Source organism: Pseudomonas sp. UF-293 (assembly GCF_058245595.1).
The window spans coordinates 238600-261566 of sequence record NZ_JBSICA010000001.1 but is presented as its reverse complement, the minus strand read 5'-3'; the positions used below and the strand labels follow the sequence as shown (position 1 = coordinate 261566).

Annotated in this window: 24 protein-coding genes; 11 read left to right on the top strand and 13 right to left on the bottom strand. The window is 58.5% G+C overall.

All coding sequences use genetic code 11. The features are described 5' to 3' along the window. Positions 1-41: 41 nt before the first annotated feature. The 8 genes from AC4IHP_RS01205 to tssA form a co-directional block, all read right to left on the bottom strand. Complete coding sequence (locus tag AC4IHP_RS01205; RefSeq protein ID WP_434767148.1) at positions 42-356, bottom strand: hypothetical protein; 315 nt, start codon at positions 354-356, stop codon at positions 42-44. Between the two features lie 197 nt (positions 357-553). Beyond that, positions 554-760, bottom strand: coding sequence for a hypothetical protein (locus AC4IHP_RS01200; protein ID WP_490830680.1), 207 nt, complete (start codon positions 758-760; stop codon positions 554-556). After that, the gene (locus AC4IHP_RS01195; protein ID WP_460122364.1) at positions 757-1560 is read right to left on the bottom strand and encodes a hypothetical protein; all 804 of its coding nucleotides are present in this window, start codon (positions 1558-1560) and stop codon (positions 757-759) included. Before AC4IHP_RS01195 ends, AC4IHP_RS01200 begins: the two co-directional genes overlap by 4 nt. Further along, positions 1557-2069 carry a PAAR domain-containing protein gene (locus AC4IHP_RS01190; protein ID WP_490830679.1) on the bottom strand — a complete coding sequence of 171 codons (513 nt, stop codon included), beginning with the start codon at positions 2067-2069 and terminating at the stop codon, positions 1557-1559. The genes AC4IHP_RS01195 and AC4IHP_RS01190 overlap by 4 nt, the downstream gene beginning before the upstream one ends. 11 nt (positions 2070-2080) lie before the next feature. Beyond that, positions 2081-2488, bottom strand: a complete 408-nt coding sequence (gene tssE / locus AC4IHP_RS01185; protein ID WP_007920274.1) for a type VI secretion system baseplate subunit TssE — start codon at positions 2486-2488, stop codon at positions 2081-2083. A 9-nt stretch (positions 2489-2497) separates the two neighbouring features. Further along, positions 2498-3973, bottom strand: coding sequence for a type VI secretion system contractile sheath large subunit (gene tssC, locus AC4IHP_RS01180; RefSeq protein WP_016772499.1), 1476 nt, complete (start codon positions 3971-3973; stop codon positions 2498-2500). A 28-nt stretch (positions 3974-4001) separates the two neighbouring features. Beyond that, positions 4002-4505, bottom strand: coding sequence for a type VI secretion system contractile sheath small subunit (gene tssB / locus AC4IHP_RS01175; protein WP_016772498.1), 504 nt, complete (start codon positions 4503-4505; stop codon positions 4002-4004). Between the two features lie 32 nt (positions 4506-4537). After that, a complete protein-coding gene (gene tssA / locus AC4IHP_RS01170; RefSeq protein WP_024014827.1) occupies positions 4538-6100 on the bottom strand; it encodes a type VI secretion system protein TssA in 1563 nt (520 codons plus the stop codon). Positions 6101-6800: 700 nt separating this feature from the next. On the opposite strand from tssA, the gene AC4IHP_RS01165 reads away from it, so the two are divergent. The 6 genes from AC4IHP_RS01165 to AC4IHP_RS01140 all read left to right on the top strand — a co-directional run bounded on the left by AC4IHP_RS01165 (position 6801) and on the right by AC4IHP_RS01140 (position 14070). Next, positions 6801-8825: a type VI secretion system Vgr family protein gene (locus tag AC4IHP_RS01165; protein WP_490830678.1), complete on the top strand. Its 2025-nt coding sequence runs from the start codon at positions 6801-6803 to the stop codon at positions 8823-8825. Then, positions 8822-9670, top strand: coding sequence for a DUF4123 domain-containing protein (locus AC4IHP_RS01160; RefSeq protein ID WP_490830677.1), 849 nt, complete (start codon positions 8822-8824; stop codon positions 9668-9670). The genes AC4IHP_RS01165 and AC4IHP_RS01160 overlap by 4 nt, the downstream gene beginning before the upstream one ends. After that, a complete protein-coding gene (locus tag AC4IHP_RS01155; RefSeq protein ID WP_490830676.1) occupies positions 9667-10458 on the top strand; it encodes a hypothetical protein in 792 nt (263 codons plus the stop codon). The genes AC4IHP_RS01160 and AC4IHP_RS01155 overlap by 4 nt, the downstream gene beginning before the upstream one ends. After that, positions 10455-11291, top strand: a complete 837-nt coding sequence (locus AC4IHP_RS01150) for a hypothetical protein (protein ID WP_490830675.1) — start codon at positions 10455-10457, stop codon at positions 11289-11291. Before AC4IHP_RS01155 ends, AC4IHP_RS01150 begins: the two co-directional genes overlap by 4 nt. Then, positions 11288-13618, top strand: coding sequence for a lipase family protein (locus tag AC4IHP_RS01145; protein WP_490830674.1), 2331 nt, complete (start codon positions 11288-11290; stop codon positions 13616-13618). Before AC4IHP_RS01150 ends, AC4IHP_RS01145 begins: the two co-directional genes overlap by 4 nt. Positions 13619-13701: 83 nt before the next feature. Next, positions 13702-14070: a DUF2388 domain-containing protein gene (locus AC4IHP_RS01140; RefSeq protein WP_253497278.1), complete on the top strand. Its 369-nt coding sequence runs from the start codon at positions 13702-13704 to the stop codon at positions 14068-14070. Positions 14071-14183: 113 nt separating this feature from the next. On the opposite strand, the gene AC4IHP_RS01135 is transcribed toward AC4IHP_RS01140, so the two are convergent. From AC4IHP_RS01135 to AC4IHP_RS01125, 3 genes are all read right to left on the bottom strand, one after another. Then, positions 14184-14459: an HU family DNA-binding protein gene (locus AC4IHP_RS01135; RefSeq protein ID WP_003213368.1), complete on the bottom strand. Its 276-nt coding sequence runs from the start codon at positions 14457-14459 to the stop codon at positions 14184-14186. A gap of 190 nt (positions 14460-14649) precedes the next feature. Further along, a complete protein-coding gene (locus tag AC4IHP_RS01130; protein WP_460122382.1) occupies positions 14650-15798 on the bottom strand; it encodes an NAD(P)/FAD-dependent oxidoreductase in 1149 nt (382 codons plus the stop codon). A 19-nt stretch (positions 15799-15817) separates the two neighbouring features. Beyond that, positions 15818-15985 carry a rubredoxin gene (locus AC4IHP_RS01125; protein WP_003177199.1) on the bottom strand — a complete coding sequence of 56 codons (168 nt, stop codon included), beginning with the start codon at positions 15983-15985 and terminating at the stop codon, positions 15818-15820. A gap of 201 nt (positions 15986-16186) precedes the next feature. Between AC4IHP_RS01125 and AC4IHP_RS01120 the strand changes: the two genes are divergently transcribed. After that, on the top strand, positions 16187-16747 hold the full coding sequence (locus AC4IHP_RS01120) for a chorismate--pyruvate lyase family protein (protein ID WP_490830673.1): 561 nt from the start codon (positions 16187-16189) through the stop codon (positions 16745-16747). Continuing rightward, positions 16747-17637: a 4-hydroxybenzoate octaprenyltransferase gene (ubiA, locus tag AC4IHP_RS01115; protein WP_490830672.1), complete on the top strand. Its 891-nt coding sequence runs from the start codon at positions 16747-16749 to the stop codon at positions 17635-17637. The genes AC4IHP_RS01120 and ubiA overlap by 1 nt, the downstream gene beginning before the upstream one ends. 114 nt (positions 17638-17751) lie before the next feature. On the opposite strand, the gene AC4IHP_RS01110 is transcribed toward ubiA, so the two are convergent. After that, positions 17752-18135: a COG4315 family predicted lipoprotein gene (locus AC4IHP_RS01110; protein ID WP_252877130.1), complete on the bottom strand. Its 384-nt coding sequence runs from the start codon at positions 18133-18135 to the stop codon at positions 17752-17754. Positions 18136-18286: 151 nt separating this feature from the next. Here AC4IHP_RS01110 and phoB point away from each other — a divergent pair, with 151 nt between their 5' ends. From phoB to AC4IHP_RS01095, 3 genes are all read left to right on the top strand, one after another. Then, positions 18287-18976 (top strand): phosphate regulon transcriptional regulator PhoB, encoded by a 690-nt coding sequence (gene phoB, locus AC4IHP_RS01105; RefSeq protein ID WP_007896474.1) that lies wholly within the window; start codon positions 18287-18289, stop codon positions 18974-18976. 140 nt (positions 18977-19116) lie between these two features. Then, positions 19117-20403 (top strand): phosphate regulon sensor histidine kinase PhoR, encoded by a 1287-nt coding sequence (gene phoR / locus AC4IHP_RS01100; protein WP_189691472.1) that lies wholly within the window; start codon positions 19117-19119, stop codon positions 20401-20403. Positions 20404-20526: 123 nt separating this feature from the next. Continuing rightward, positions 20527-21867 (top strand): hemolysin family protein, encoded by a 1341-nt coding sequence (locus AC4IHP_RS01095; RefSeq protein ID WP_016772486.1) that lies wholly within the window; start codon positions 20527-20529, stop codon positions 21865-21867. A 114-nt stretch (positions 21868-21981) separates the two neighbouring features. Here AC4IHP_RS01095 and AC4IHP_RS01090 read toward each other — a convergent pair whose 3' ends face one another. Further along, entirely contained in the window at positions 21982-22878 is an 897-nt protein-coding gene (locus AC4IHP_RS01090) for a peptidoglycan DD-metalloendopeptidase family protein (protein WP_490830671.1), read from the bottom strand. Positions 22879-22967: the final 89 nt, after the last annotated feature.

Sequence of the window (22967 nt, the reverse complement as noted above, 5' to 3'; positions counted from 1 at the left end):
ATGAACTCATAAAAAAAACGCTTCGCCACCGAAATGCCGGTTCATTTTTTACCGCCGCGTTCTGCGGCGCACCACGTGGCATGGTCAAGACGATCAAACGACGGGCATGTATTGGATTTACGAATGAATACGTAAGGCGTTGCGGGCTCGTAGGAGAAGTAGTAATAGTTCTCCCCATCCTCGCCATAGATCCAGTAATTCGACGACCCCTCATTGATCTCATAAGGCTCGAATGAAAAAATGGAGGATTGAGACGGAATAAAGTTAACACTATCCATCAACATCATGAGGGCATTTTGAAATACGTTTGTCAGTGAAACCAGAGCCACGGCAAGAATCGCGATAGACAGCTTCATGAGCTTGCGCCTACATACTTCATCATTTGAATAATATAATAGAGTCGCACTCATCACTTCACCTTCCTCGATTCCCATATCACCAACTTACCATCATTAGGGGACATCCCCCTTTTTTGCAAGTCAGCAATTTTCGTGCGACTGGCACAATCGAGATTTCGAGAGAATCGCCAGTCTTCGACAGCCCAACTATCATCTCAAGCAGGTGTCTTGTTCAAATAAATACTTCCAATCACGTGCATAACCGGAATCATCATCACACACACGAACATCATGATTTTATGCATCTTCTTTTCCCTGACTCGCGAAAAAATCCCGGACAAGGCAACTACCAAGCAAATAATCGCTAAAGTGCCAAACAAATCGCTATCAGCCACTCCGGCCAAGTAACCTTGAATAGTCACTTATTGAACTCCATGAAATTCCATCGATAAAACAAAAAAATACTCAAAAAATCTTCGGCCATTGAGCCGGTGCTGAGATTTTTATAATTCCAACCTGCTCCGGCCTTTCGATAAAGCCCGGTCTCGATCAGCATGCCCGCGTACCCAGAGTTCTGCGGGTCAGCCATGTTTGAACCCATCCATTTCTGTATCGTTGTGACTGGACGAAAACTGGCACCAGAGGTATTTCCTTGGCGAATCTCAAGTTCCGTTTCTGTAATACGGACAACCATTTGAATGTGGTGCGCGAGATCACCAGGTCGATCCTTCGCCTGCGCTAGGATATCGCCAGGTAACAACCCTTCTACTGAATCCACTGCCAAGGTATTTTCACCGACTCGCTGCATGTCGGGAGCACCGTAAGTCAACATAACCATTTCACTGAATCCAAACATATTGGACGCATATCTGTCATGGTTCGCTGCGGTATAGTTCTCCATGTTACGGTAGGTCCGGACACCCGTTTTCAACTTGACTGGCAGCCCACGCTTGGACGCGAACTCACACAACACCCTAAGTGCAAAATCTTCGCATGTAAATCTATTGTTAGCGACTGCCCCTTCTCTGTTCCAATACTTTTCATTGATCAAAGTTTCAGCAATCAATGGCGCATCATTCTGAAAGTCAGCAATGTCTGCATCAGTCCAAAAAGCCGTTGTTTTCCAAAAAACCTTATAGGTCACTTTTTTGGGAGTCTTGTCCGCTTTCGGAGTCAAGGCAATTGAGCGTGCCATTAACGTCGACAGAACTTCTGCACTCATAGTGCCGCTCCATCGATCGCCGCGTGGAAGTCGAAAGTTTCACCCTCATTTCCTCCGACTAACTCGGTTCTGCCCATTGCATCACTTTGACCGGTGATGACTTTCCCTTTGGATGTTGTAATTTGATAGGGAATATCGGACAGCGGATTTCCATCTTGATCTTCCATAACCACGTGCTGTGTATGTGAAAACAGCATCAGCGGCAACGGCGGCACAAACGGCACCGGCGTATGCGAATTGCCAATGATCACCGTGCCTGACCCAGCCGTGACCTTGTTGCCATGGGTCCCCACCGAATCAACCGTCGCGGCAGGCTTGCCGTTGATCAACACAGTGGTCGCCAAACCGCCGGACATCGCACCACCACACGCCGAGGCATCGCCTTGGCGGGCGGCCGCGAGGCCGTCGAAGAACACGTCGCCGGAACCGGCGGCGATCGGGTTGGTGCCGTGGCCGGGGAGCGGGCAAGCGGTGGGGTCGGATACGCGTGCTGCGGGTTTGCCAGACATCGGGGATCTCCTTAGGTGACCTTGACTTGACCGCTGCCATCCAGGCGCGCGGAGAAACTGACCTGACGCTTGAAACCCTCGACTTCCAGCAAGCCTTCGATACTGAAGGCCAGGCGCAGTTGATCGTGGTCACGCGGCAGGGAAATGACACGCACGTTGCTCAGGCGTGGCTCGTAGGCTTCGATGAAGTTTTCGATGGCCAGACGGGCCTGACTCAGCGAGTCGTGCAGGCTCAGGCGCATGTCATTGAGATCGGGCAACCCGTAGTCGGCCAGCGTTTGCACGCTGCCGGCCCGGGTGCTGAGCATTTTGGCCAGATGGGCAGCCACTGACGCCATGGCGCAAGCCTCAAGGCTGTTGCCCTTGCGTAGTTGTGCGTCGCCGTTGAGGCGTTCGAACAGGCTGCCGTATCCGTCCATGAGTCGCTCTTACTCTTTGTCCAGCTTGCCAACCAGCGACAGGGTGAAATCGGCACCCATGTACTTGAAGTGCGGACGCACGTTCAAGCTCACGCGGTACCAGCCCGGCTCGCCTTCAACGTCGCTGACGATCACCTGCGCAGCGCGCAGCGGACGACGGCCACGCACTTCGGCGCTCGGATTTTCCTGGTCGGCGACGTACTGACGGATCCACTTGTTCAGTTCCAGCTCGAGGTCGGTACGCTCTTTCCACGAACCGAGTTGCTCGCGCTGCAGCACTTTCAAGTAGTGAGCCAGGCGGTTGACGATCATCATGTACGGCAGTTGAGTGCCGAGCTTGTAGTTCAGCTCTGCAGCCTTGCCTTCTGCGCTGATGCCGAAGAACTTCGGCTTCTGCACTGAGCTTGCGGAGAAGAACGCCGCGTTGTCGGAGCCTTTGCGCATGGTCAGGGAGATGAAGCCTTCCTCGGCCAGTTCGTATTCACGACGGTCGGAAACCAATACTTCGGTAGGGATCTTGGTTTCGATTTCGCCCATGCTTTCGAAATGGTGCAGAGGCAGATCTTCAACCGCGCCACCGCTCTGCGGGCCGATGATGTTCGGGCACCAGCGGAATTTGGCGAAGCTGTCGGTCAGCTTGGTGCCGAAGGCGTAAGCGGTGTTGCCCCACAGGTAATGCTCATGGCTGTTGGCAACGGTTTCCTTGTACACGAACGATTTCACCGGGTTTTCTTCCGGATCGTACGGGTTACGCAGCAGGAAACGCGGCACGGTCAGGCCAACGTAGCGGGAGTCTTCCGAAGTACGGAAGCTCTGCCATTTGGCGAATTGCGGGCCTTCGAAGTGGTCTTTCAGATCTTTCAGATCCGGCAGGCCGGTGAAGCTTTCCAGACCGAAGAATTTCGGCCCGGCGGCAGCGATGAACGGCGCGTGGGACATGCACGAAACGCTGGCCACGTACTGCATCAGCTTGACGTCTGGCGAGCTCGGCGACATGTAGTAGTTGGCGATGATCGCGCCCACCGGCTGACCACCGAACTGGCCGTATTCAGCGGTGTAGATGTGCTTGTACAGGCCCGACTGCATGACTTCCGGCGAATCTTCGAAATCGTCCAGCAGGTCTTCTTTGGAGACGTTGAGGATTTCGATCTTGATGTTTTCGCGGAAGTTGGTGCGGTCGACCAGCAACTGCAGACCACGCCACGACGATTCCAGCGCCTGGAAATCCGGGTGGTGCAGGATCTCGTCCATCTGACGGCTGAGCTTGGCATCGATCTCGGCGATCATGCGGTCAACCATGGCTTTCTTGACCGGCTCACCGTTGTTCTGCGGCTTGAGCAGCTCTTCGATGAACGCCGACACGCCACGCTTGGCGATGTCGTAGGCTTCGTCGTCCGGGGTCAGACGGGTTTCGGCGATGATGCTGTCGAGAATGCTGTATTCGCCGCTGGCGGCGCTCTTCTCTTGTGCTGCGCTAGTGCTCATTGTGTTGGCTTCCTTGGCTACTGGAGTCTCAGGCGTCCGGGGCTGCGGCGTTCAGGCCCAGCTCACCGAGTACGCGACCGCGGGATTCGTCGTCGGCGAGCACGCCTTCGATCGCTTTACGGAACGCAGGTGCGTTACCCAGCGGGCCTTTGAGGGCCACCAGCGCATCGCGCAGTTCCATCAGTTTTTTCAGCTCAGGCACTTGCTCGACCAGGCTGGCCGGGTTGAAGTCCTTCATCGAATTGACGCGCAATTGCACGGCCAGCTCTTCAGCCTCGCCATCTTCCTGCAGACGGTTCGGCACGCTCAGCGTCAGACCCAGCTCTTGCTTGGCCAACACTTCGTCGAAGGTCATCTTGTCGATGCTGATCGGCTTGCGATCTTCGATTTTGCGATCGTCCTTGCGGTGGGTGTAGTCACCGATTGCCAGCAGCTTCAGCGGCAGTTCAATCTCTTCCTGAGCTCCGCCGGTGGCGGGTTTGAAGGTGACGTTGATGCGTTCCTTGGGGGCTACCGAGCCTTCTTTGGCCATGGCTTTTCTCCTTGCGGTTGTGGCCCTGGGGCCTATTCGAGTACCACTTCGAGGTCGAGGTGGCACAGCCTGCGATAAATCTCTTCCTTGCTTTCACGTACGGCGTGGTTCTGCGGCAACAACTCGCAGCAACTGTGCAGCAGGTGCAGCACTTGCAATGCAAGATCGGGCTCCCAGGCGTGCAGGCCTGAGTCCTGTAATGTCTGATCGAGGGTTTCGAGCTGGTTCTTGGCCAGTTCGTATTTCTTGGCCAGGAAACACAGCCGCGCGAGGGTGAACTGCCAGAAGAAGCGTTCACGGCCACCGTGGGCCGATTGCAGACCCTGCTTGAGAATCTGCACGGCCGGCTTCAAGCCTTCCTTGCGCAGGATCGGCTGGACTTCTTCGAGGGCTTTTTCCCAGGCCGGCTGGGTTTCGACGTTCTCGCTTTCGACCTTGCGCGGCGCGCTGGCACTTTGCAGGTGCGGCATGACGTTGGCGGCGATCCACGCCCGGGTGGACGGATCGGCAAACGGCGCGCCGTCATGGAAGCGCAACTCGATGATGCCCGGCAGGCGCTGAATCAAAAGCGCGAAGTGGATTTCCACTTCGCGCATGGCCAGCTCGGCGTTGAGGTTCTGGAGACATTCCCAGACCATCCTCTGGCCATCGAACCAGAACGGCGCCTTCGCCAGGCTCGCCTCCAGTTCCACCAGCAGGTCGGCGTATTTGCCCTGATCGAAACGGTCCTGATAGAGCTTGAGTTTTTCCAGCGGCAGGCCGCGCAGCACGGTGATCTGCTCGGCGTTGCGCTCGGGCACCGCGTCGATGGTCATCCACAACAGCGTGCGATTGAGGCGCAGGGCGCGCAGATCGGTAGCCTTCTGCTTGAGCCACCACGCGCACAACGGCCGGGCGCTTTCCTGCTGGGCACGCAGGGCTTTGTGCGCATCGCGTTCGTTGTCGATCGGCGCGCCTGGGGTGAGCAGCTGGGTCGCGGCCTGCTTGACCTGCGCCACTGCCGCGCCCACCACGCCCGGGGCCGGCTGGTTGTCGGCGGCACGCTGGATCATGGTTTTCAGGCGGCGGGAGATCGGCAGCAGCAGCGGCGCGTCATCGCCCAGATGTTCAGTGCACGCGGCCTCAAGACCGGCCAGGTGCTCGGAGAGCTGCCGGAACATCGGCAACTGCTCTTTGATCGCGATGTTTTCGGTGATGACCTGCTCGAGACGCGGCACCAGCCAGCCGATCGCGGCGGCACGGGTGCGGGGTTTGAGCGGGTGGACGTCGGCCCAGTTGTTTTCCGACAGATGGTGCAGCAGACCGAGGCCGGCAAGCAGCCCGGGGAAGGATTCGCGCTGGTACAGCGACCAGGTCAGCCAGGCGCCGACACGCAGATCCTTGGATTGGGTACGCAGCAGATTTTCGCTGTTTTCGCGGATTTTCAGCCAGTCGATCTGCCCGCTTTCGTGCATCGACGAAGCCTTGGCCAGCTCACTTTCAAGCGCCTCGAATTCGCTCGAAAAACGAACGTCTTCGCCCGCGAAATTCTCTTTGGAAACAGAGACTTTTGCGAGTTCGAGGTAATGGGCAGAAAGTTTGCTTGAGTAGGACATCCATGGCCTTTATTAAGGATTACAGTCATGCGCGCGAATGGAGTTTCAGCAACGCGGGACAGTATCGAAGAGCAGTTCAGCGACTCATCCAATTGAGATGTGCTCTTTCAAGTGGGCGCATCGTAATCACTATGATGGCCACTAGCAAGCATCTGATTAAACAACAAGACGAACTGTTCATTGAGGTCTGTAGGAGATCGCCCTATATGCCACAGGGGTTTCCCTGATGCCGTTTATTAATCAGCGCATTTTCCCGGCTCCCGCCAAACCACTGTTCCAGAGCCTCGGCCGCAGCCGGGCGAGTTTACCTGACGCCCGCACCCTCGAGCGGCGTGCAGCATGCCAAATTCAAAAAAAAATAGAAGTAGGACACTTCCGAAAATGACCGGGTTCCATCGAGAAGTTTGCAGCGACAACGATCAATGCAAAAAGTGCCACCATAATGATGGCATTTCATTATTCTGAAACTTTACTCCCCGCGCAAATACTGGCACTTCGATAGTTATCCACGCCGCTTCCTACAGATACTTCTCGCATCCCGGCCAGTACTTCCACAGCCGGAATACTCTGACAAATGTCAGGGATACTTCTTACATCATTTAGTTTGCTGCGCCGTTAGCTTGCCCCGGCAACTTTTCATGCGCGGCGATCAGGGAGGAACCGCATCGCGCTTTGACTCACTTTGCTTAAGGACAAGCCCATGTTCGGCAAAGGCCATTGCGCGCCATTCTCACTGCACATCCCGACCATTCGCCACGACTTCAAGGTACTCGCGTTCACGGGCACCGAAGGCATCAGTCAGCTGTACGCATTTCGCATCGAGCTGGTGAGCGAGCAGGCGGATTTCGATCTGGAAAGCCTCCTCAGCCAGCCTGCATTTCTGCAATTCGGATTAGCGGGCGAAGGCATTCACGGGCGGATCGAAAACGTCATGCTCGGCGAGTCAGGCAAGCGCCTGAGCCGTTATGAGCTGACACTGGTACCGGCGCTGCATTATCTGCAACTGAGCCACGACCAGCGGATTTTCCAGCAGCTGACAGTGCCGCAGATCATCGCGCAAGTGCTCAAAGGGCATGGCATTCAACGCGATGACTTCACGTTCAATGTCGCCGCCCGTGAGCCGCGCGAGTACTGCACGCAGTACGGCGAAAGCGACTTCCTGTTCATCCAGCGCCTGTGCGCCGAAGAGGGTATCGCCTGGCACCATCAACATTCGCTCGACGGGCACTTACTGGTGTTCAGCGACAGCCCGGTGTTCGCGCGCAAATTGGGCACGACACCCTTCAGGGTGGATAGCGGCATGGTTGCCGAACACCCGGTGGTCAACCACCTGACCATGGGCTTCAACACCCGTACCAGCACCGTCACCCGCCGCGACTATGACCTCAAGCGCCCAAGCCTGCTGCTGGAGAGCCGCTTCACCGCCGAATTCACGCCGGCTCTGGAGGACTATCGCTACCCACTGTTGATGAAGTCCGAAAAACACGGCAAACAGCTGGCGCGTCAGACGTTGGAGCGCCATCGCAGCGACTATCAATGGATTGAAGGCAAAAGCAATCAGGCGATTTTGCGCAGCGGTCACCTGTTCGAGCTGAGCGAACATCCCAGGGCCGACTGCAACGAGTTGTGGTTGTTGGTCAGTCTTGGTCACGAAGGCAAGCAACCGGCGGTGCTCGAAGAGGCTTTCAGCAGCGAGGCGAAACCTGCCGATGGTTTTTCCCAGGGCTATCGCAATACCTTCAGGGCCATTCCCGCAGAGGTGGTCTACCGTCCCCCTTTGCCCGCGCCAAGGCCCTTGCTGGTCTGCCAGACCGCGCGCGTTACCGGGCCTCCCGGAGAAGAGATCTTCTGCGATGAGTACGGCAGGGTTCGTGTCGAGTTTCCTTGGGATCGCGCTGAACGCAACAGCGAAAAAAGCAGCTGCTGGTTACGCGTAGCGTCCAGTTGGGCAGGTGAAGGATTCGGCGCGGTGACCATTCCCCGGGTCGACATGGAAGTGGTCGTGACCTTCCAGGAAGGCGACCCGGACCAACCGCTGATTACCGGCTGCGTCGCCAACAAGGTCAATGCCGTCGCTCATCCCTTGCCGGCGAGTAAAACCCGCACGGTATTACGCAGCCAGAGCTCACCGCGCAATGGCGGCTACAACGAACTGTCGATCGAGGATCGCGCCGGGCAGGAGAAGATCTACCTGCGCGCGCAGCGCGACCTCGAGCAACTGGTCCTCAACGACAGCCGCAGCCTGATCACTCGCGACCGCCATGAGCATGTCGGCAATGACAGCACCAGTCTCATCGAGGGCAAGGATTCGCGCACTCATCAAGGACTGCGCAACACCGTGATCAACGCCGATGACTTGTTGCAGGTCAGCGGCACCAGCAGCCAGACCTTGGGCGCTCTGGTAATCCAGGCCGGCCAGCAGGCGCATGTCACGGCAAGCAACGTGGTGATCGATGCCGGCATGAGCCTGACGCTGTCAGCGGGCGGACATCACATCGTGATCAATGCCGGCGGGATTTTCAGCAGCGTGCCCATTGTTCAGGGCGGCGCGCCACTGCCGGGTCTCGCACCGCTGCAGCCGCTGCAGGTTGAGGCCGGTCTGCCTGCTGCGATCAACGCCACGCCGCTGTCGATCGTCAACAGCGCCCGCCAGCAGGCAGCGGATTTCTGCCCGCTGTGCGAAGCCTGCGCGGCGGGTCAGTGCGAGCTGGGAGAAGTCGCTTGAGCCCGGTCGAACAATGGTTGCACGCTCAGTCCCGCGCTGGCTGTGAACTGTATCTGATGCTCGACACCGACGGCCAAAGCGCAGAGCACGCTGCGTTGACCCGCGACCTCGGCACCGAGCGGTTTCGCCCGCTCTACAGCGGCACGGCGGCCGAGTTACTGGTGCCGACCGGCCCGCTGCTGTTGCAGATCGATACGGCGCAGCATCCCGCCATCCAGACCTTGCTTGCCACGTCCGAGCGCAATTGGGGCTGGCTGGCCAGTGCCCGTCACGTCGAACTTGACACGCTGGCGGCGCATTGGCGCGAGCGCCTGATAACCGGCGAACGCCCGAATCTGGCGGTGTACCGCGTGCATGACAACCGTGTTCTGGGCCGTGCGCTGGCGCACCTGCAACCCGAGCACCGCGCCGCGTTTCTCGGGCCATTCAACAGCGTTTGCTATTGGCACGCAGAACGATGGAACGCCATCGACAACCCGGACCCCGGCCACCACCCGCTGCCGATGGATCCGCCGTGGCTGCACACGCCGACCCCGGAGCTGATCTACGCCAACGTGCTGTTCGACAACACCCGCCGTTACCTGGTCGGCGAACACACCGAAGCAATGGCCACGCTGGCCGAACAACTGAACGTCGATGAATGGTTGTGGGGCCTGATTCAACTGACGCACTTGTGGGGCTGGCAACAACCGGAGCAAGTGCATTTCTTGCTGACCCGCAGTTTGCAGTTACCGGGATATCGGCCAGGCAAATCATGGCTACCCAAACCCGGTGAAGATCCGGCGATGCATTTTGAGCGGGTATATCAGGAAGCGTTGTATTGGCAGGGAGAGGTAGGTCGATGAGGAACTTGAAACGAGGGTTGCTGCTGAGTGGTTGCCTGGGATTGCTGGTGGGTTGTACGACGGTGAAGACCCCGAACACCTTTATGTTTGTTCCGGATTTTCCACCTGGATTCAAGTACGACCTGACGGCCACCTATGTTCCGGCCAAGGGCCAAACATGCACAGTGCCTGGCGGGAGAAACACTCAGCTGGGATTCAACAAAACCAATATGAAGTACGAAGGGACTTCCGAGATCCCGCTGTACAGAACCGTAAGCGAATGTCCTCTGGCGCTGAATTACATCGAGATCAAGGTCATCGGTATTTATGGTTCAGGGCGAAGCAACTTCAGCTATGACTACGCCTCGATTGCTGTACGCCCGGAGCTGTTGGAACGACAGATAGGGACTTTCAGTGAGGACGGCAAGGGTGAGTTTTATGGTGAATGCAGGTGGTCATTCCGCACCGTCGGTCCACATCGTTCCCTGATCAAACTGCTGACCTGCAAAAACATGGATGCACAGGGAAACGTGCTGCGAACGAGACCTTTCACGGCGCACACATTGGCTCAACTTGAGGGCAAAACGGTGACGCTGAAGGTCAGGCTGGCAAGTGAAGAACTTCCAGCCATCGGCGATACCTGGATAAAAGTACCCCGCGGCTGGAAGCGCTGTATGGGTGACAACTTCGAGGATCAATACGCCTTTTGCTACGGCAACGACAAAGATTTCAGCACTTTCAAAATGGTCGATGGGCGGGTTTGCACCATCTATCCGGGATGCACAGAAAACGCGGAAGAAAAGCCATGAACGACCGGAAAGAATTCATTCGGCGGCAAACGCTCCCGCGTATCAAACGAGCCCTCTTCGCCAGTACTCTCGGCGGTGTACTCGCTCTGACTTCAGGCTGTTCGGCGGTAGACAAGCCAAACTCCTTCACCTTTATTCCGGACTTCCCACCTGACTTCAAATACGAGCTCAAGGCTATCTACCTGCCTGCCGCAGGTGAAACCTGCCGCGTGCCAGGGAAGCCGGATTTCTGGGTGAGCTTTAATAAACCCACCATGGAATATGTAAGCACTGCGGAAATCGAGTTGTACAAAACCGTCAGCGATTGTCCGTTGGCGCTCAACAAAGTGGAAATCAAGGTCATCGGCTTTTATGGAAAAGGCCGAAACAACTTCAGCATGGACTACGCCTCGATTTTCGTGCGTCCAGAGTTGCTGGAACGATTAAAGGGCACATTCACCGAGGACGGCCTGGGTGAGTTTACAGGCGAATGCATGTGGTTTTTCCGGACAGTCAGCCCCAAGCGTAACCTAATAAAAATGTTGAGATGTAAAGGAATGGATCAAGAAGGAAATGTAGCCCGGAGCCGCCCTCATGGCGCGTACACACTGGATCAACTCCCAGGAAAAACCGTGAGATTGAAAATAAACCTAGCGAATGAAGAGCAACCTGGTTGGGGGGACACTTGGGTCCAGGTTCCTGGTGGCTGGAAGCGCTGTATGGGGGAAGGCTATGAGGACCAGCATGGTTATTGCAATGGAAATTATGAAGAATTCAGCACCTTCAGAATGGTGGATGGACGGATTTGCACCATCTATCCAAGCTGCAACGAAAACACGGACGAGACTCCATGAACGCTGAATCCTTACCTACAAGCGTTACCACCTTCATGCAAGGTGATATCCACGCCTGCCCGATGCGCGGGCATTCGACCAGTTTTCAATTGGTGAATGAGTTCGGAGATGGCACACCCTACGCCGGCTTGGCATATGAGATCACCGACTACGAAGACACCGTTCATACAGGAAAACTGGATGCGAAAGGCTGGGCAAAGGTAAACAACCACCATTGTGGCCCGGTAGTGCTCAAGCTGAATAAGCCTTTTCAAGGAGCAGACGCGCTGTATCGAGACTTGAGAAAAAGACTGGACTACCCCCTCCCCATTACCGAACTCCAAGTCCGCGCCGAAAAGACCCGCTTCTTCCATAAAACAGGTACTCGCACCCAGGCCAATCCGGCCAAGGACCTGCCCGAAACCGATGCGTACTGCCAGGTCGAAGTCAGTGAATTGGTAAAACACATCGCCCACCTGCCGCCGCTGGCTGCTCGTCGCGACCCTCCGAAAAGGGCGGCGCACAAGCTCATGCGATCGGCGGCGAAGTCCAGAGACTTCAAGCTCGTCGATAAAACCGCCGCGGATGGCGGACTGCACGCAATCCTGAGTCCGGCGGAAATGGCTACCGTCGAGCTGGGGTTTTCCCCGCCACCGCCCATGGGCGTCGCGCTGCTGCCGAACAAACACCATGTGCTGGAAGTACGGCCGATGAGAGCGCTACGGCCAATGCTGTCGACAGGCGAGGCGTTCTGCGCGCTCAACCTTTATCAGTTATCGGTGATGGCGACGCTGAGCTACACCGATTTCGGACAGGAACCCAACACTCAACCGGTGCAGACCGACACAGTAAGCTTTCCGGTACAGCCCAGCAGCGGCAACTGGTTCGGCCACGCGCTGCCGCAGTTCGACGAGTTGTGGAAGGTCGATGACTCGCAAACGCAGAAATACTACCCACTGTACGAAGACGTGCCGTATTCGAAACGCCTGGAAGTGGTGCCGTTCGACCCGAATCTTTACCCCGAAGTGAATGACCCGGCGTTGGGCGACGAACAAGAACACCCGGCCAAGTTGCATTGTCTCGATGACCGTAACAAAGACAACAGTACTGATACCCAGGCCTTTATCTGCCACCACGACGATCTGATCCTGATCAGCGTGCGCGGTACTAGTGAATTCTGGCCCGACGGTCTGCGTGATGGAGATGCCTATCAGGTTCCGTTCCAGGAAGGAGAAGGCAAAGTGCACCGCGGTTTCTACGGTGGCGCTTTGGCGGCTTATCCATTCATCGTGACTTATCTGGAAAAATTCTACAGCGGGCAAAAGCTGCTGATCACGGGTCACAGTCTGGGCGGTGCAGTTGCACTGATCCTGTCCGAGATGCTGAGACGCAACCTGGAGTTCTCCCCGCAAATCGTGCTCTACACCTACGGCGCCCCCCGCGCCGGCGACACTACCTTCATCGAAAGCGCCAGATCGCTGGTGCATCACCGCATCGTCAATCAGAACGATCCGGTACCGAGCGTGCCGGCGACCTGGATGAACACCTTTGCCAAGCCTGGGCCGATGTACGCAACCAACGCCGTGGTGCTGGGCTTCAACCCGGTCGCCGGCCTCGGCCTGCTGATCTGGGGAATCATCAATTTCTTTGGCGACGACTATGGGCATCACGGTGCTTTGCGCCATTTCATGCCCGTTGAGTTCGACAAGGACCACCGATCCTCCCTTCTCTGGGAGCCGGGTTGCAGCACGATCGTCGATCACGGCTGCGCCAAGGCCCTGCGCGCTACCAACGGCTTGCCCGAACGCGGATCGTTTCTGCGGCAGTTGTTCGACCGGGGTCACCACTCAATGGTCGGCAGCTACATCCCCGGCTGCTGGGCCAGCTTGCGCCGTTGGCAGGAAGCACTGCAGCTCAAGCGTTCGCTGGTGACCAATCGCGAATACGAGTGGATCAGCAGCGCCCTGGAGAATATTCAGCAACAGCTGCGGGCCGTTAAGCGCGATCTGCAAAACAACCACCGTTCTTACGTGCGAGAGCAGGAGCGCGTGCACAAGACGCTGATGCTCAATCAGGAAATAGACAGGATCAGCATGACCAAAGCCCGCCTGACAGCGCTGCGCAGTCAACGGGTCACTGAGACCGACGTTTACGGCAGCTATGCCGACCAGCCCGAATGGGTCGAGGAAAGTCTGCTGCGCTGGAACGCCCACCCTGAAAACCTGGTTCAGGAGCAACTGGCGATGATCCCGCCAGCCGCTGAAGACCACGACGCCGCTATCGCCGCGATGACCGGTGGACATGCAGTTGGCGCGCCGTTTCAGCTGGATATTGATTCGATTGTTTAGCGCTCTGACGTAATCCTTTCTCGACTCAAAAAGACACGCAGTGCGCCTGGCGGCGCAATTTAGGACAAGGAGTTCAATTAGACATGGGCACTAGCTTTTTAAAAAAACGGATCACGGTTCCAGCCTTAATTTTGCTTTTTATCAGCACCTCTGTTCCGGCTGAAATGTGCATTGCAAAAATTTGCATGTTTAAAGGCCCATTATCATCAACGGGGGCTATGTTGCTCTTCACAACAACCGTGCCGTTTTATACGACGTCGGAAGAAATCAAAAGCCTTTCGAAGCACTATGTGCAAGCTGTAAGGGACGACGCCACTACCTATATCGCTACGGACGGAGAATTCGACGGGGCAATGCTTGAATCGGCATGGCGTGCATATCACCTTCAGAATACCGAGCAGAAATTAAGCAAGAGAGACTTTGCCCATATGGTTTTGGCTACCTACGGATAGCCATTAAATATCCGGACGGATAGCAGACGTACAAAAAATGGGCACCCGACCGCAATCGGTGTGCCCATTTTTCATTTGCGGTTCTCCCCGTCATTCAGGGGAGCACGCCGCCATCAAGGATTGACGCTGTCTTTCAACGATTTGCCTGGCTTGAACGCCACGGTGTTGCTGGCCTTGATCTTGACCGGTTCGCCGGTCTGCGGGTTTTTGCCGGTGCGGGCGCCGCGGTGGCGTTGCAGGAAGGTGCCGAAGCCGACCAGCGTCACGCTGTCCTTGCGGTGCAGGGCGCCGGTGATTTCTTCGAGGACGGCGTTGAGGACGCGGTTGGCCTGTTCTTTGGTCAGGTCTGCCTTTTCGGCGATTGCAGCGGCGAGTTCTGGTTTACGCATTAGTGAAGCCCCTTTGACGGTTTTTTGTTGTTATGTCCGTGCTGTTCTCGTTGGAACAGCGCCCAAGGCGCCGCAGGCTCTACTCTGCGGCAGACGGGAGTGAGAATGGCACGCCGCCAACGGCGGCGCCAGTCTCCCCACGACCTTTGTCGGGGCAAAAGAGCGGTGTTTACGACAGAACGACCGGCATTTACGCCAGCAGCGGCGGCAGCTGTTTGTTCAGGGCCAGTTTTTCCATGACCGCCCCGCCGGTCAGGGCGTAACCGAGCAACTGACCGTCGGCACTGTGGCACAGCGCTTTGATGTCGGCACCCTGCCCTTCGACGCTCCACATGCCTTCGCTGCCCCGAGGCGGCGGCGACACCACCAGCGGGCACACCGGGGTTTTCACGGTGATCGGCATCGGCCCGTAGCTGACTGCGGTCGGGTTTCCGGCGAGAGTTTGCGCCAGCGCGCGTGCGCAACTCATTAGCGGCATCACGTAAAGCAGGTTGAGCCCGTCGACTTCGGCGCAATCGCCCAAGGCGTAAATGTTGGCGTGGGAGGTTTTCAGGTAACGATCGACCATCACGCCGCGATTGACCTGCACGCCGGCAGCCGCCGCCAGATCGATGCGCGGGCGCAGACCGATCGCCGAGACCACCACATCGCACGGGATGATCTGGCCGTCGGACAGGTGCGCTTCCAGGCCATCGGCGACTTTCTCCAGCCGGGTCAGCACCGGGCCGAGGTGAAACTTCGCCCCGATACTTTCCAGCCCGGCCTGCACGGCCGCCGCCGCAGCTGGATGCAAGAGCATTGGCATCACCTGTTCGCACGGCGCGACCAGTTGAACTTCGTAGCCGCCGAGAATCAGGTCATTGGCGAATTCGCAGCCGATCAGCCCGGCGCCGAGCAACAACACCCGACGCTTGCCCGCTGCTGCGGCACGGAAGCGCGCGTAGTCTTCAAGATCGTTGATCGGGAATACCAGTTCTGCGCCGTCACCTTCGATCGGCACGCGCACGGTTTCCGCGCCCCAGGCCAGGATCAGATCGCGATAGGGCACGGCTTCTTCGCCGATCCACAAGCGCTTGTGGCCGGCGTCGATGCCGCTGATGCGCGTGTGGGTGCGCACCTCGGCTTTCAACTGTTCGGCCATGGCGCCGGGTTCGGCCATGCTCAGGCCGTCGGCGTCCTTGTTCTTGCCGAAACCGGTGGAGAGCATCGGCTTGGAGTAAGAGCGGCCGTCATCGGCGGTGATCAGCAACAACGGGGTTTCGCTGTCGAGCTTGCGAAACTCGCGGGCCAGGTTGTAGCCCGCAAGTCCGGTGCCGATGATGACGACTGGTGCGCTCATGCCTTACTCCTCTGTTTGCTTAGTTGATTTCAATCATTTCGAAGTCCATTTTGCCGACGCCGCAGTCGGGGCACAGCCAGTCTGCCGGTACGTCTTCCCAGCGGGTGCCCGGCGCGATGCCGTCATCCGGCCAGCCATCGGCTTCGTTATAGATCAGGCCACAGACGATACATTGCCACTTCTTCATTCAGGTACTTCCTCAGGGTTCAGGCGTAGTGCCGGCGCGGACGGTCGATGGGTGCAGCGTTGCCATCCGGCTCAGGGCGTTTTGTACTGAGGGTGCCGGGCAGATGCAAGCCTGTTCGGCGCAACGGCGGCCGGCGCCGCTCGATCTTGTCGCCCGCCATGGTAAGCTCGCCGCCTCATTTGCGGCCAATAATGACTCATTGTGCAACATTCAAATGCCTGCCCCGCCCCGCTCTGGCTGACCCAGGACTGCCTGACGCCCCGCCCCGATCCGTTGACCCTCGACTGGTTGTTCGACGAAGGTTCACTGACCCGCCGTTTGACCCGTTTGTCCGAGGACGGCTTCAGTGTATCGCCGCTGTTCGAAGGCTGGGACACCCTGCGCGCTGATGAGTGCGCGGCACTGGAGCTGGCCGAGGGCAGCGAAGGCTGGGTCCGTGAGGTGTATTTGCGCGGCCACGGCGAGGCCTGGGTGTTTGCCCGCAGCGTCGCCTCGCGGGCGGCCCTGCAAGGTGACGGTTTGCACATGGATGAACTGGGCAGCCGCTCGCTGGGCGAGTTGCTGTTTTGCGATCAGGCGTTCCAGCGCCGCGCCATTGAAGTCTGCCACTACCCTGAACAATGGCTCCCGCCAGCGGTGAAAGCCCCTGAGCTGTGGGGCCGGCGTTCGCGTTTCGACCGTGGCGCGCTGAGCGTGCTGGTCGCGGAAATTTTCCTGCCGAGCCTGTGGGACGCCGTCCGCGCCCATCCGGAGAACTGCTGATGTATCAGAGCCTGCTCAAGTCCCTCAACCGTCTGAACCCGCGCGCTTGGGATTTCGTTCAGTTGACGCGCATGGATAAGCCGATCGGCATTTACCTGCTGCTGTGGCCGACGCTGTGGGCGTTGTGGATTGCCGGCAAGGGCTCGCCGTCGCTGGCCAACATCGTCATCTTCGTCCTCGGCGTGGTGTTGACCCGTGCCGGTGGTTGCGTGATCAACGACTGGGCCGACCGCAAGGTCGACGGCCACGTCAAACGCACCGCGCAACGGCCGCTCGCCGCTGGCCGGATCAGCTCCAAGGAAGCGCTGGTGTTCTTTGCCGTGCTGATGGGCATCAGTTTTCTGCTGGTGCTGTGCACCAACGCACCGACGATCTGGCTGTCGCTGGGCGGTCTGGCGCTGGCATTCACTTATCCGTTCATGAAGCGCTACACCTACTACCCGCAAGTGGTGCTGGGGGCGGCGTTTTCCTGGGGCATGCCGATGGCCTTCACCGCTGAGACCGGAGAATTGCCGGCGGCGGCGTGGCTGCTGTGGATCGCCAATTTGCTGTGGACAGTGGGCTACGACACTTATTACGCAATGACCGACCGCGATGACGACCTGAAGATCGGCGTGAAATCCACGGCGATTCTGTTTGGCGAAGCGGATCGGGTGATCATCCTCAGCTTGCAGGCATTGTCGCTGGTCTGTCTGATTCTGGCCGGGTCGAAGTTCGAGCTGGGGATCTGGTTCCACCTCGGCTTGCTGGTAGCTGCGGGGTGTTATGCGTGGGAGTTCTGGTACACGCGCAGCAAAGACCGCATGCGCTGCTTCCAGGCGTTTTTGCATAACCACTGGGCAGGGTTGGCGATATTTGTCGGGATCGTGCTGGATTACGCATTGCGCTGATACATGACACCTGTGGGAGCGGGCTTGCTCGCGAAGTCGCCATGTCAGTCACCTCTGCGATAACTGACACAACGCTTTTCGCGAGCAAGCCCGCTCCCACAGGGGGGTTTGTGGTTATTTGGCCTTGGCGACTTTCCAGGCGCCGTCCATTTTGCCGTCGCCGGTCATGTCGCCGGCCTTTTTGTCCATCACGAAGGTGTACAGCGGCATGCCCTGGTAGGCCCATTGCATCGTGCCGTCGTCACGCTTGATCACCGTCCAGTCGCCCATGGATTTGTCACCCGCCTGCGCCATCAACGGCGGCCAGTTTGCCGCGCACTTGTCGTTGCACGCGGACTTGCCAGCGGAGTCCTTGGCAAAGGTGTACAGGGTCATGCCCTTGTGGTCGGTGTACATGCCGTCCTTTTCCATTGCCGGATCGGCCGCCATGGCCAGCCCCGGCAATGTCAGGGCGGCGGCCATCAGCAGGGCTTTGAAAGAAGCAGTCATCTGAGTCATGGAAACCTTCTTTTGTGGTTGTCAGGATTCGGACTTAGAGCTTAGTCGAGGATGGGTGCAAATGTTGCCAGCCTGAAATACTGTCACACGACTGCAATAATTCCGTTATCTAATGCGGCGCAAGACAGTTAAATGACAAGAGGATTAAGGCATGGTTGGCAGGAGCATTCTGATCGTCGACGACGAAGCGCCCATTCGCGAAATGATCGCCGTGGCGTTGGAAATGGCCGGCTATGACTGCCTCGAGGCAGAGAATTCACAGCAGGCCCACGCCATCATCGTCGACCGCAAACCGGACCTGATCCTGCTCGACTGGATGCTGCCCGGCACCTCGGGCATCGAACTGGCCCGGCGCCTCAAGCGTGACGAGCTGACCGGGGACATCCCGATCATCATGCTCACCGCCAAGGGCGAAGAGGACAACAAGATCCAGGGCCTGGAAGTCGGCGCCGACGACTACATCACCAAACCGTTTTCGCCGCGCGAACTGGTCGCCCGCCTCAAGGCCGTGCTGCGCCGCGCCGGACCGACCGATGGTGAAGCGCCGATCGAAGTCGGTGGCCTGCTGCTCGACCCTATCAGCCACCGCGTGACCATCGACGGCAAACCCGCCGAGATGGGCCCGACCGAATACCGCCTGCTGCAATTCTTCATGACTCATCAGGAACGCGCCTACACCCGTGGCCAGTTGCTTGACCAGGTCTGGGGCGGCAACGTCTATGTCGAAGAGCGCACCGTTGACGTGCACATCCGGCGCCTGCGCAAGGCCCTCGGCGACGCTTACGAAAATCTGGTACAAACCGTGCGCGGCACCGGTTATCGGTTCTCCACAAAAGCGTAAAAAAGCAGCTGCAAGCTTTCAGCTACAAGCGGCAAGTAACAGCCGATCCGCGTTAGCCTGAAGCTTGCCGCTTGAAACTTGAAGCTGCGGTTAAGGACGCCTCTGTGAATCAAAACTGGCATGGCACCCTGATTCGCCACATGCTGTTGCTGGTCACCGCCTGCCTGGTGATCGGTCTGATCACCGGCTATTACGGCTGGAGTCTCGCGGCGGGTCTGGGTCTTTATCTGGCCTGGACGCTCAAGCAATTGCTGCGTCTGCACGAATGGCTGCGCCAGCATCAACCCGACGAAGCGCCGCCCGATGGCTATGGCCTGTGGGGTGAGGTGTTCGACAGCATCTATCACCTGCAACGCCGCGACCAACGGGTGCGCGGGCGTCTGCAAGCGGTGATCGACCGGGTTCAGGAATCCACCGCCGCACTGAAAGACGCGGTCATCATGCTCGACAGCGACGGCAACCTCGAATGGTGGAACCGCGCCGCCGAAACCCTGCTCGGTTTGAAGACTCCGCAGGACAGCGGGCAGCCGGTGACCAACCTGGTGCGCCATCCACGCTTCAAGGAATACTTCGAGCAGGACAGCTTCGCCGAACCACTGGAAATCCCTTCGCCGACCAATGATCGCGTGCGCATTCAGCTGTACCTGACCCGCTACGGCAACAATGAACACCTGATGCTGGTCCGCGATGTCACACGCATTCATCAACTGGAACAGATGCGCAAGGATTTCATCGCCAACGTCTCCCACGAGCTGCGCACACCGCTGACGGTGATCTGCGGCTATCTGGAAACCCTGCTCGACAACGTCGAAGAAGTGAACCCGCGCTGGAGCCGGGCGCTACAGCAGATGCAGCAACAGGGCGGGCGCATGCAGACGCTGCTCAACGACCTGTTGCTGCTGGCCAAGCTGGAAGCCACCGACTACCCGTCGGACAACCAGCCGGTGCAGATCGACACACTGCTGCAATCGATCACCAGCGATGCGCAGCAGTTGTCCGGGGCGAAAAACCAGCGCATCAGCCTTGAGGCCAATGCCGGAGTGTTGCTCAAGGGCAGCGAGGCAGAACTGCGCAGTGCGTTCTCCAATCTGGTGTTCAACGCGGTCAAGTACACCCCGGCCGAGGGCAACATCCGCATTCGCTGGTGGGGCGACGAGCAAGGCGCGCACCTGAGCGTGCAGGATTCCGGCATCGGTATCGACAGCAAACACCTGCCGCGCCTGACCGAACGTTTCTACCGTGTCGACTCCAGTCGCAATTCCAATACCGGCGGCACCGGCCTCGGCCTGGCCATCGTCAAGCACGTGCTGCTGCGCCACCGTGCGCGGATGGAAATCAGCAGCGTGCCCGGTCATGGCAGCACGTTCACCTGCCATTTCGCCCCGGCCCAGGTGGCCAGCGCACGGGCCATCAGCGCCACCGAGTGATGCCGCCCGGCACACGCCACTAGGCAATCGCACGGTCAGCCGCTACATTGGCTGACTTGTGCCTGCCTTTCAGGCGCTGTTTCTCCCCACTTTCGAATCACACGGAACCCGCAAAACTCCATCATGGACCCTTCCCCTGGCTTGTCCCTCGCTACCATTTTCGCCGACTTCGGCATGATCCTTTTTGCTCTGATCCTGGTTTTGCTCAACGGCTTTTTCGTTGCGGCGGAATTCGCCATGGTCAAATTACGCTCGACCCGGGTCGAGGCCATCGCTGAACAACATGGCTGGCGCGGACATATCCTGCGCACCGTGCACAGTCAGCTCGATGCCTACCTGTCGGCGTGCCAGCTCGGCATTACCCTCGCCTCCCTTGGCCTGGGCTGGGTCGGTGAGCCGGCGTTCGCACACATTCTCGAACCGCTGCTGAGCGCCGTCGGCGTCGATTCGCCAGAGATCATCAAAGGCGTGTCGTTCTTCACCGCGTTCTTCATCATTTCGTACTTGCACATCGTGGTCGGCGAGCTGGCGCCCAAGTCGTGGGCAATCCGCAAACCGGAGCTTTTGTCGCTGTGGACGGCGGTGCCGCTGTACCTGTTCTACTGGGCGATGTACCCGGCGATCTACCTGCTCAACGCCAGCGCCAACGCGATTCTGCGTATCGCCGGGCAAGGTGAACCCGGCCCGCACCATGAGCACCATTACAGCCGCGAAGAACTGAAACTGATTCTGCACTCCAGCCGTGGCCAGGATCCGAGCGATCAGGGCATGCGCGTACTGGCCTCGGCCGTGGAAATGGGCGAGCTGGAAGTGGTCGACTGGGCCAACTCCCGCGAAGATTTGATCACCCTGGAATTCAACGCGCCGCTGAAGGAAATCCTGGCGATGTTCCGTCGCCACAAGTTCAGCCGTTATCCGGTGTACGACAGCGAGCGTCAGGAGTTCGTCGGCCTGCTGCACATCAAGGATCTGCTGCTGGAACTGGCCGCGCTGGACCACATTCCCGAGTCGTTCAACCTGGCCGAGCTGACGCGCCCGCTGGAGCGCGTGTCGCGGCACATGCCGCTGTCGCAGCTGCTGGAGCAGTTCCGCAAGGGTGGCTCGCACTTCGCCGTGGTCGAGGAGGCTGACGGCAACATCATCGGCTACCTGACCATGGAAGACGTGCTGGAAGTGCTGGTCGGCGATATCCAGGACGAACACCGCAAGGCAGAGCGCGGCATCCTTGCCTATCAGCCGGGCAAGCTGCTGGTACGTGGTGATACGCCGCTGTTCAAGGTCGAGCGTCTGCTGGGCATCGATCTGGATCACATCGAAGCGGAAACCCTCGCCGGGCTGGTTTACGAAACCCTGAAACGGGTGCCGGAAGAGGAAGAAGTACTGGAAGTCGAAGGCCTGCGCATCATCATCAAGAAGATGAAAGGGCCGAAGATTGTCCTGGCCAAGGTGTTGATGCTGGATTGAACAATTGACCCGGCACCGCGCCGTGCCTTTCGCGAGCAGGCTCGCTCCCACATGGATATGCATTCCAAAGGTGGGAGCGAGCCTGCTCGCGAAGGCGTCAGACCAGACAACTCATTATTGTTTGCCCAACGCAAAGTTGGGCAACGCCCCCAGCGGCTGGTTGAACTGATAGGGAATCGACACCAGCCCTTCTCCGGTATTGCGCTGCACCACGAAATGCAGGTGCGGGCCGCTGCTGTTGCCGGTGTTGCCGGATAGCGCCAGCGGGCTGCCGACCTTGACCCGCTGGCCTTCGCGCACGCTCACCGAACCCTGTTTCAGGTGCAGGTACACGCCCATGGTGCCGTCGTCGTGCAGCACCCGGACGAAATTGCCGGAGGCATCGGTGCCGCGTCCACTCTGGGAATTTTCGGTCTTGACCACTACCCCCGCTCGCGCGGCGATGATCGGCGTGCCCACCGGCATGGCGATGTCCATGGCGTAGCGATTCTTCGGCCCGTAGTGGCTGTACTGGCCGTTGGCGCCCTGGCTCAGGCGAAACGGCCCGCCACGCCAGGGCAGCGGATAGCGATAGCTCTGCGCGGTGCCTGCGGGGTCGCCCAGCGAATACTGGAACTGCGGCGAATACACCAGCGGCTGGTCGCGGCTGATCGCCGTCAGCAGCGCCAGCCGAGTCTTGCTGCGCGGTGGCAGCACGCGGCGGATCGCCTGTGCGGGCGCGCCACGCACATTGCTCGTACCGATGAAGGCCAGAGCAACCTCGACCGGCGCGTACAGATCGTTGCGCGCAAACACCACGTCGACGCCCTTCTGCTTCTTGATGTCCAGGTACACCTGACGGTCGAGGCGCTCGACCATGCGATCCTGAAACACGAACACTTTCGCGCCTTTGCTCGGGCGGTCGCTGTACGAGACCACGCCATTGGCATCGGTGGATTTGTAGATGGTCATGGCCATCGCCAGCTGGGAGGCCAGGCAGAGACCGCAGAAAAACAGCAGGCGCGCGAGCATGGGCAAAAGTCTGTCGAAGGAAGGCCTGGGAATCAGCCTAGCAGCTGAGACAGACCAGGGTAGTCGACAGATGTTTCAAATTGGCCAGC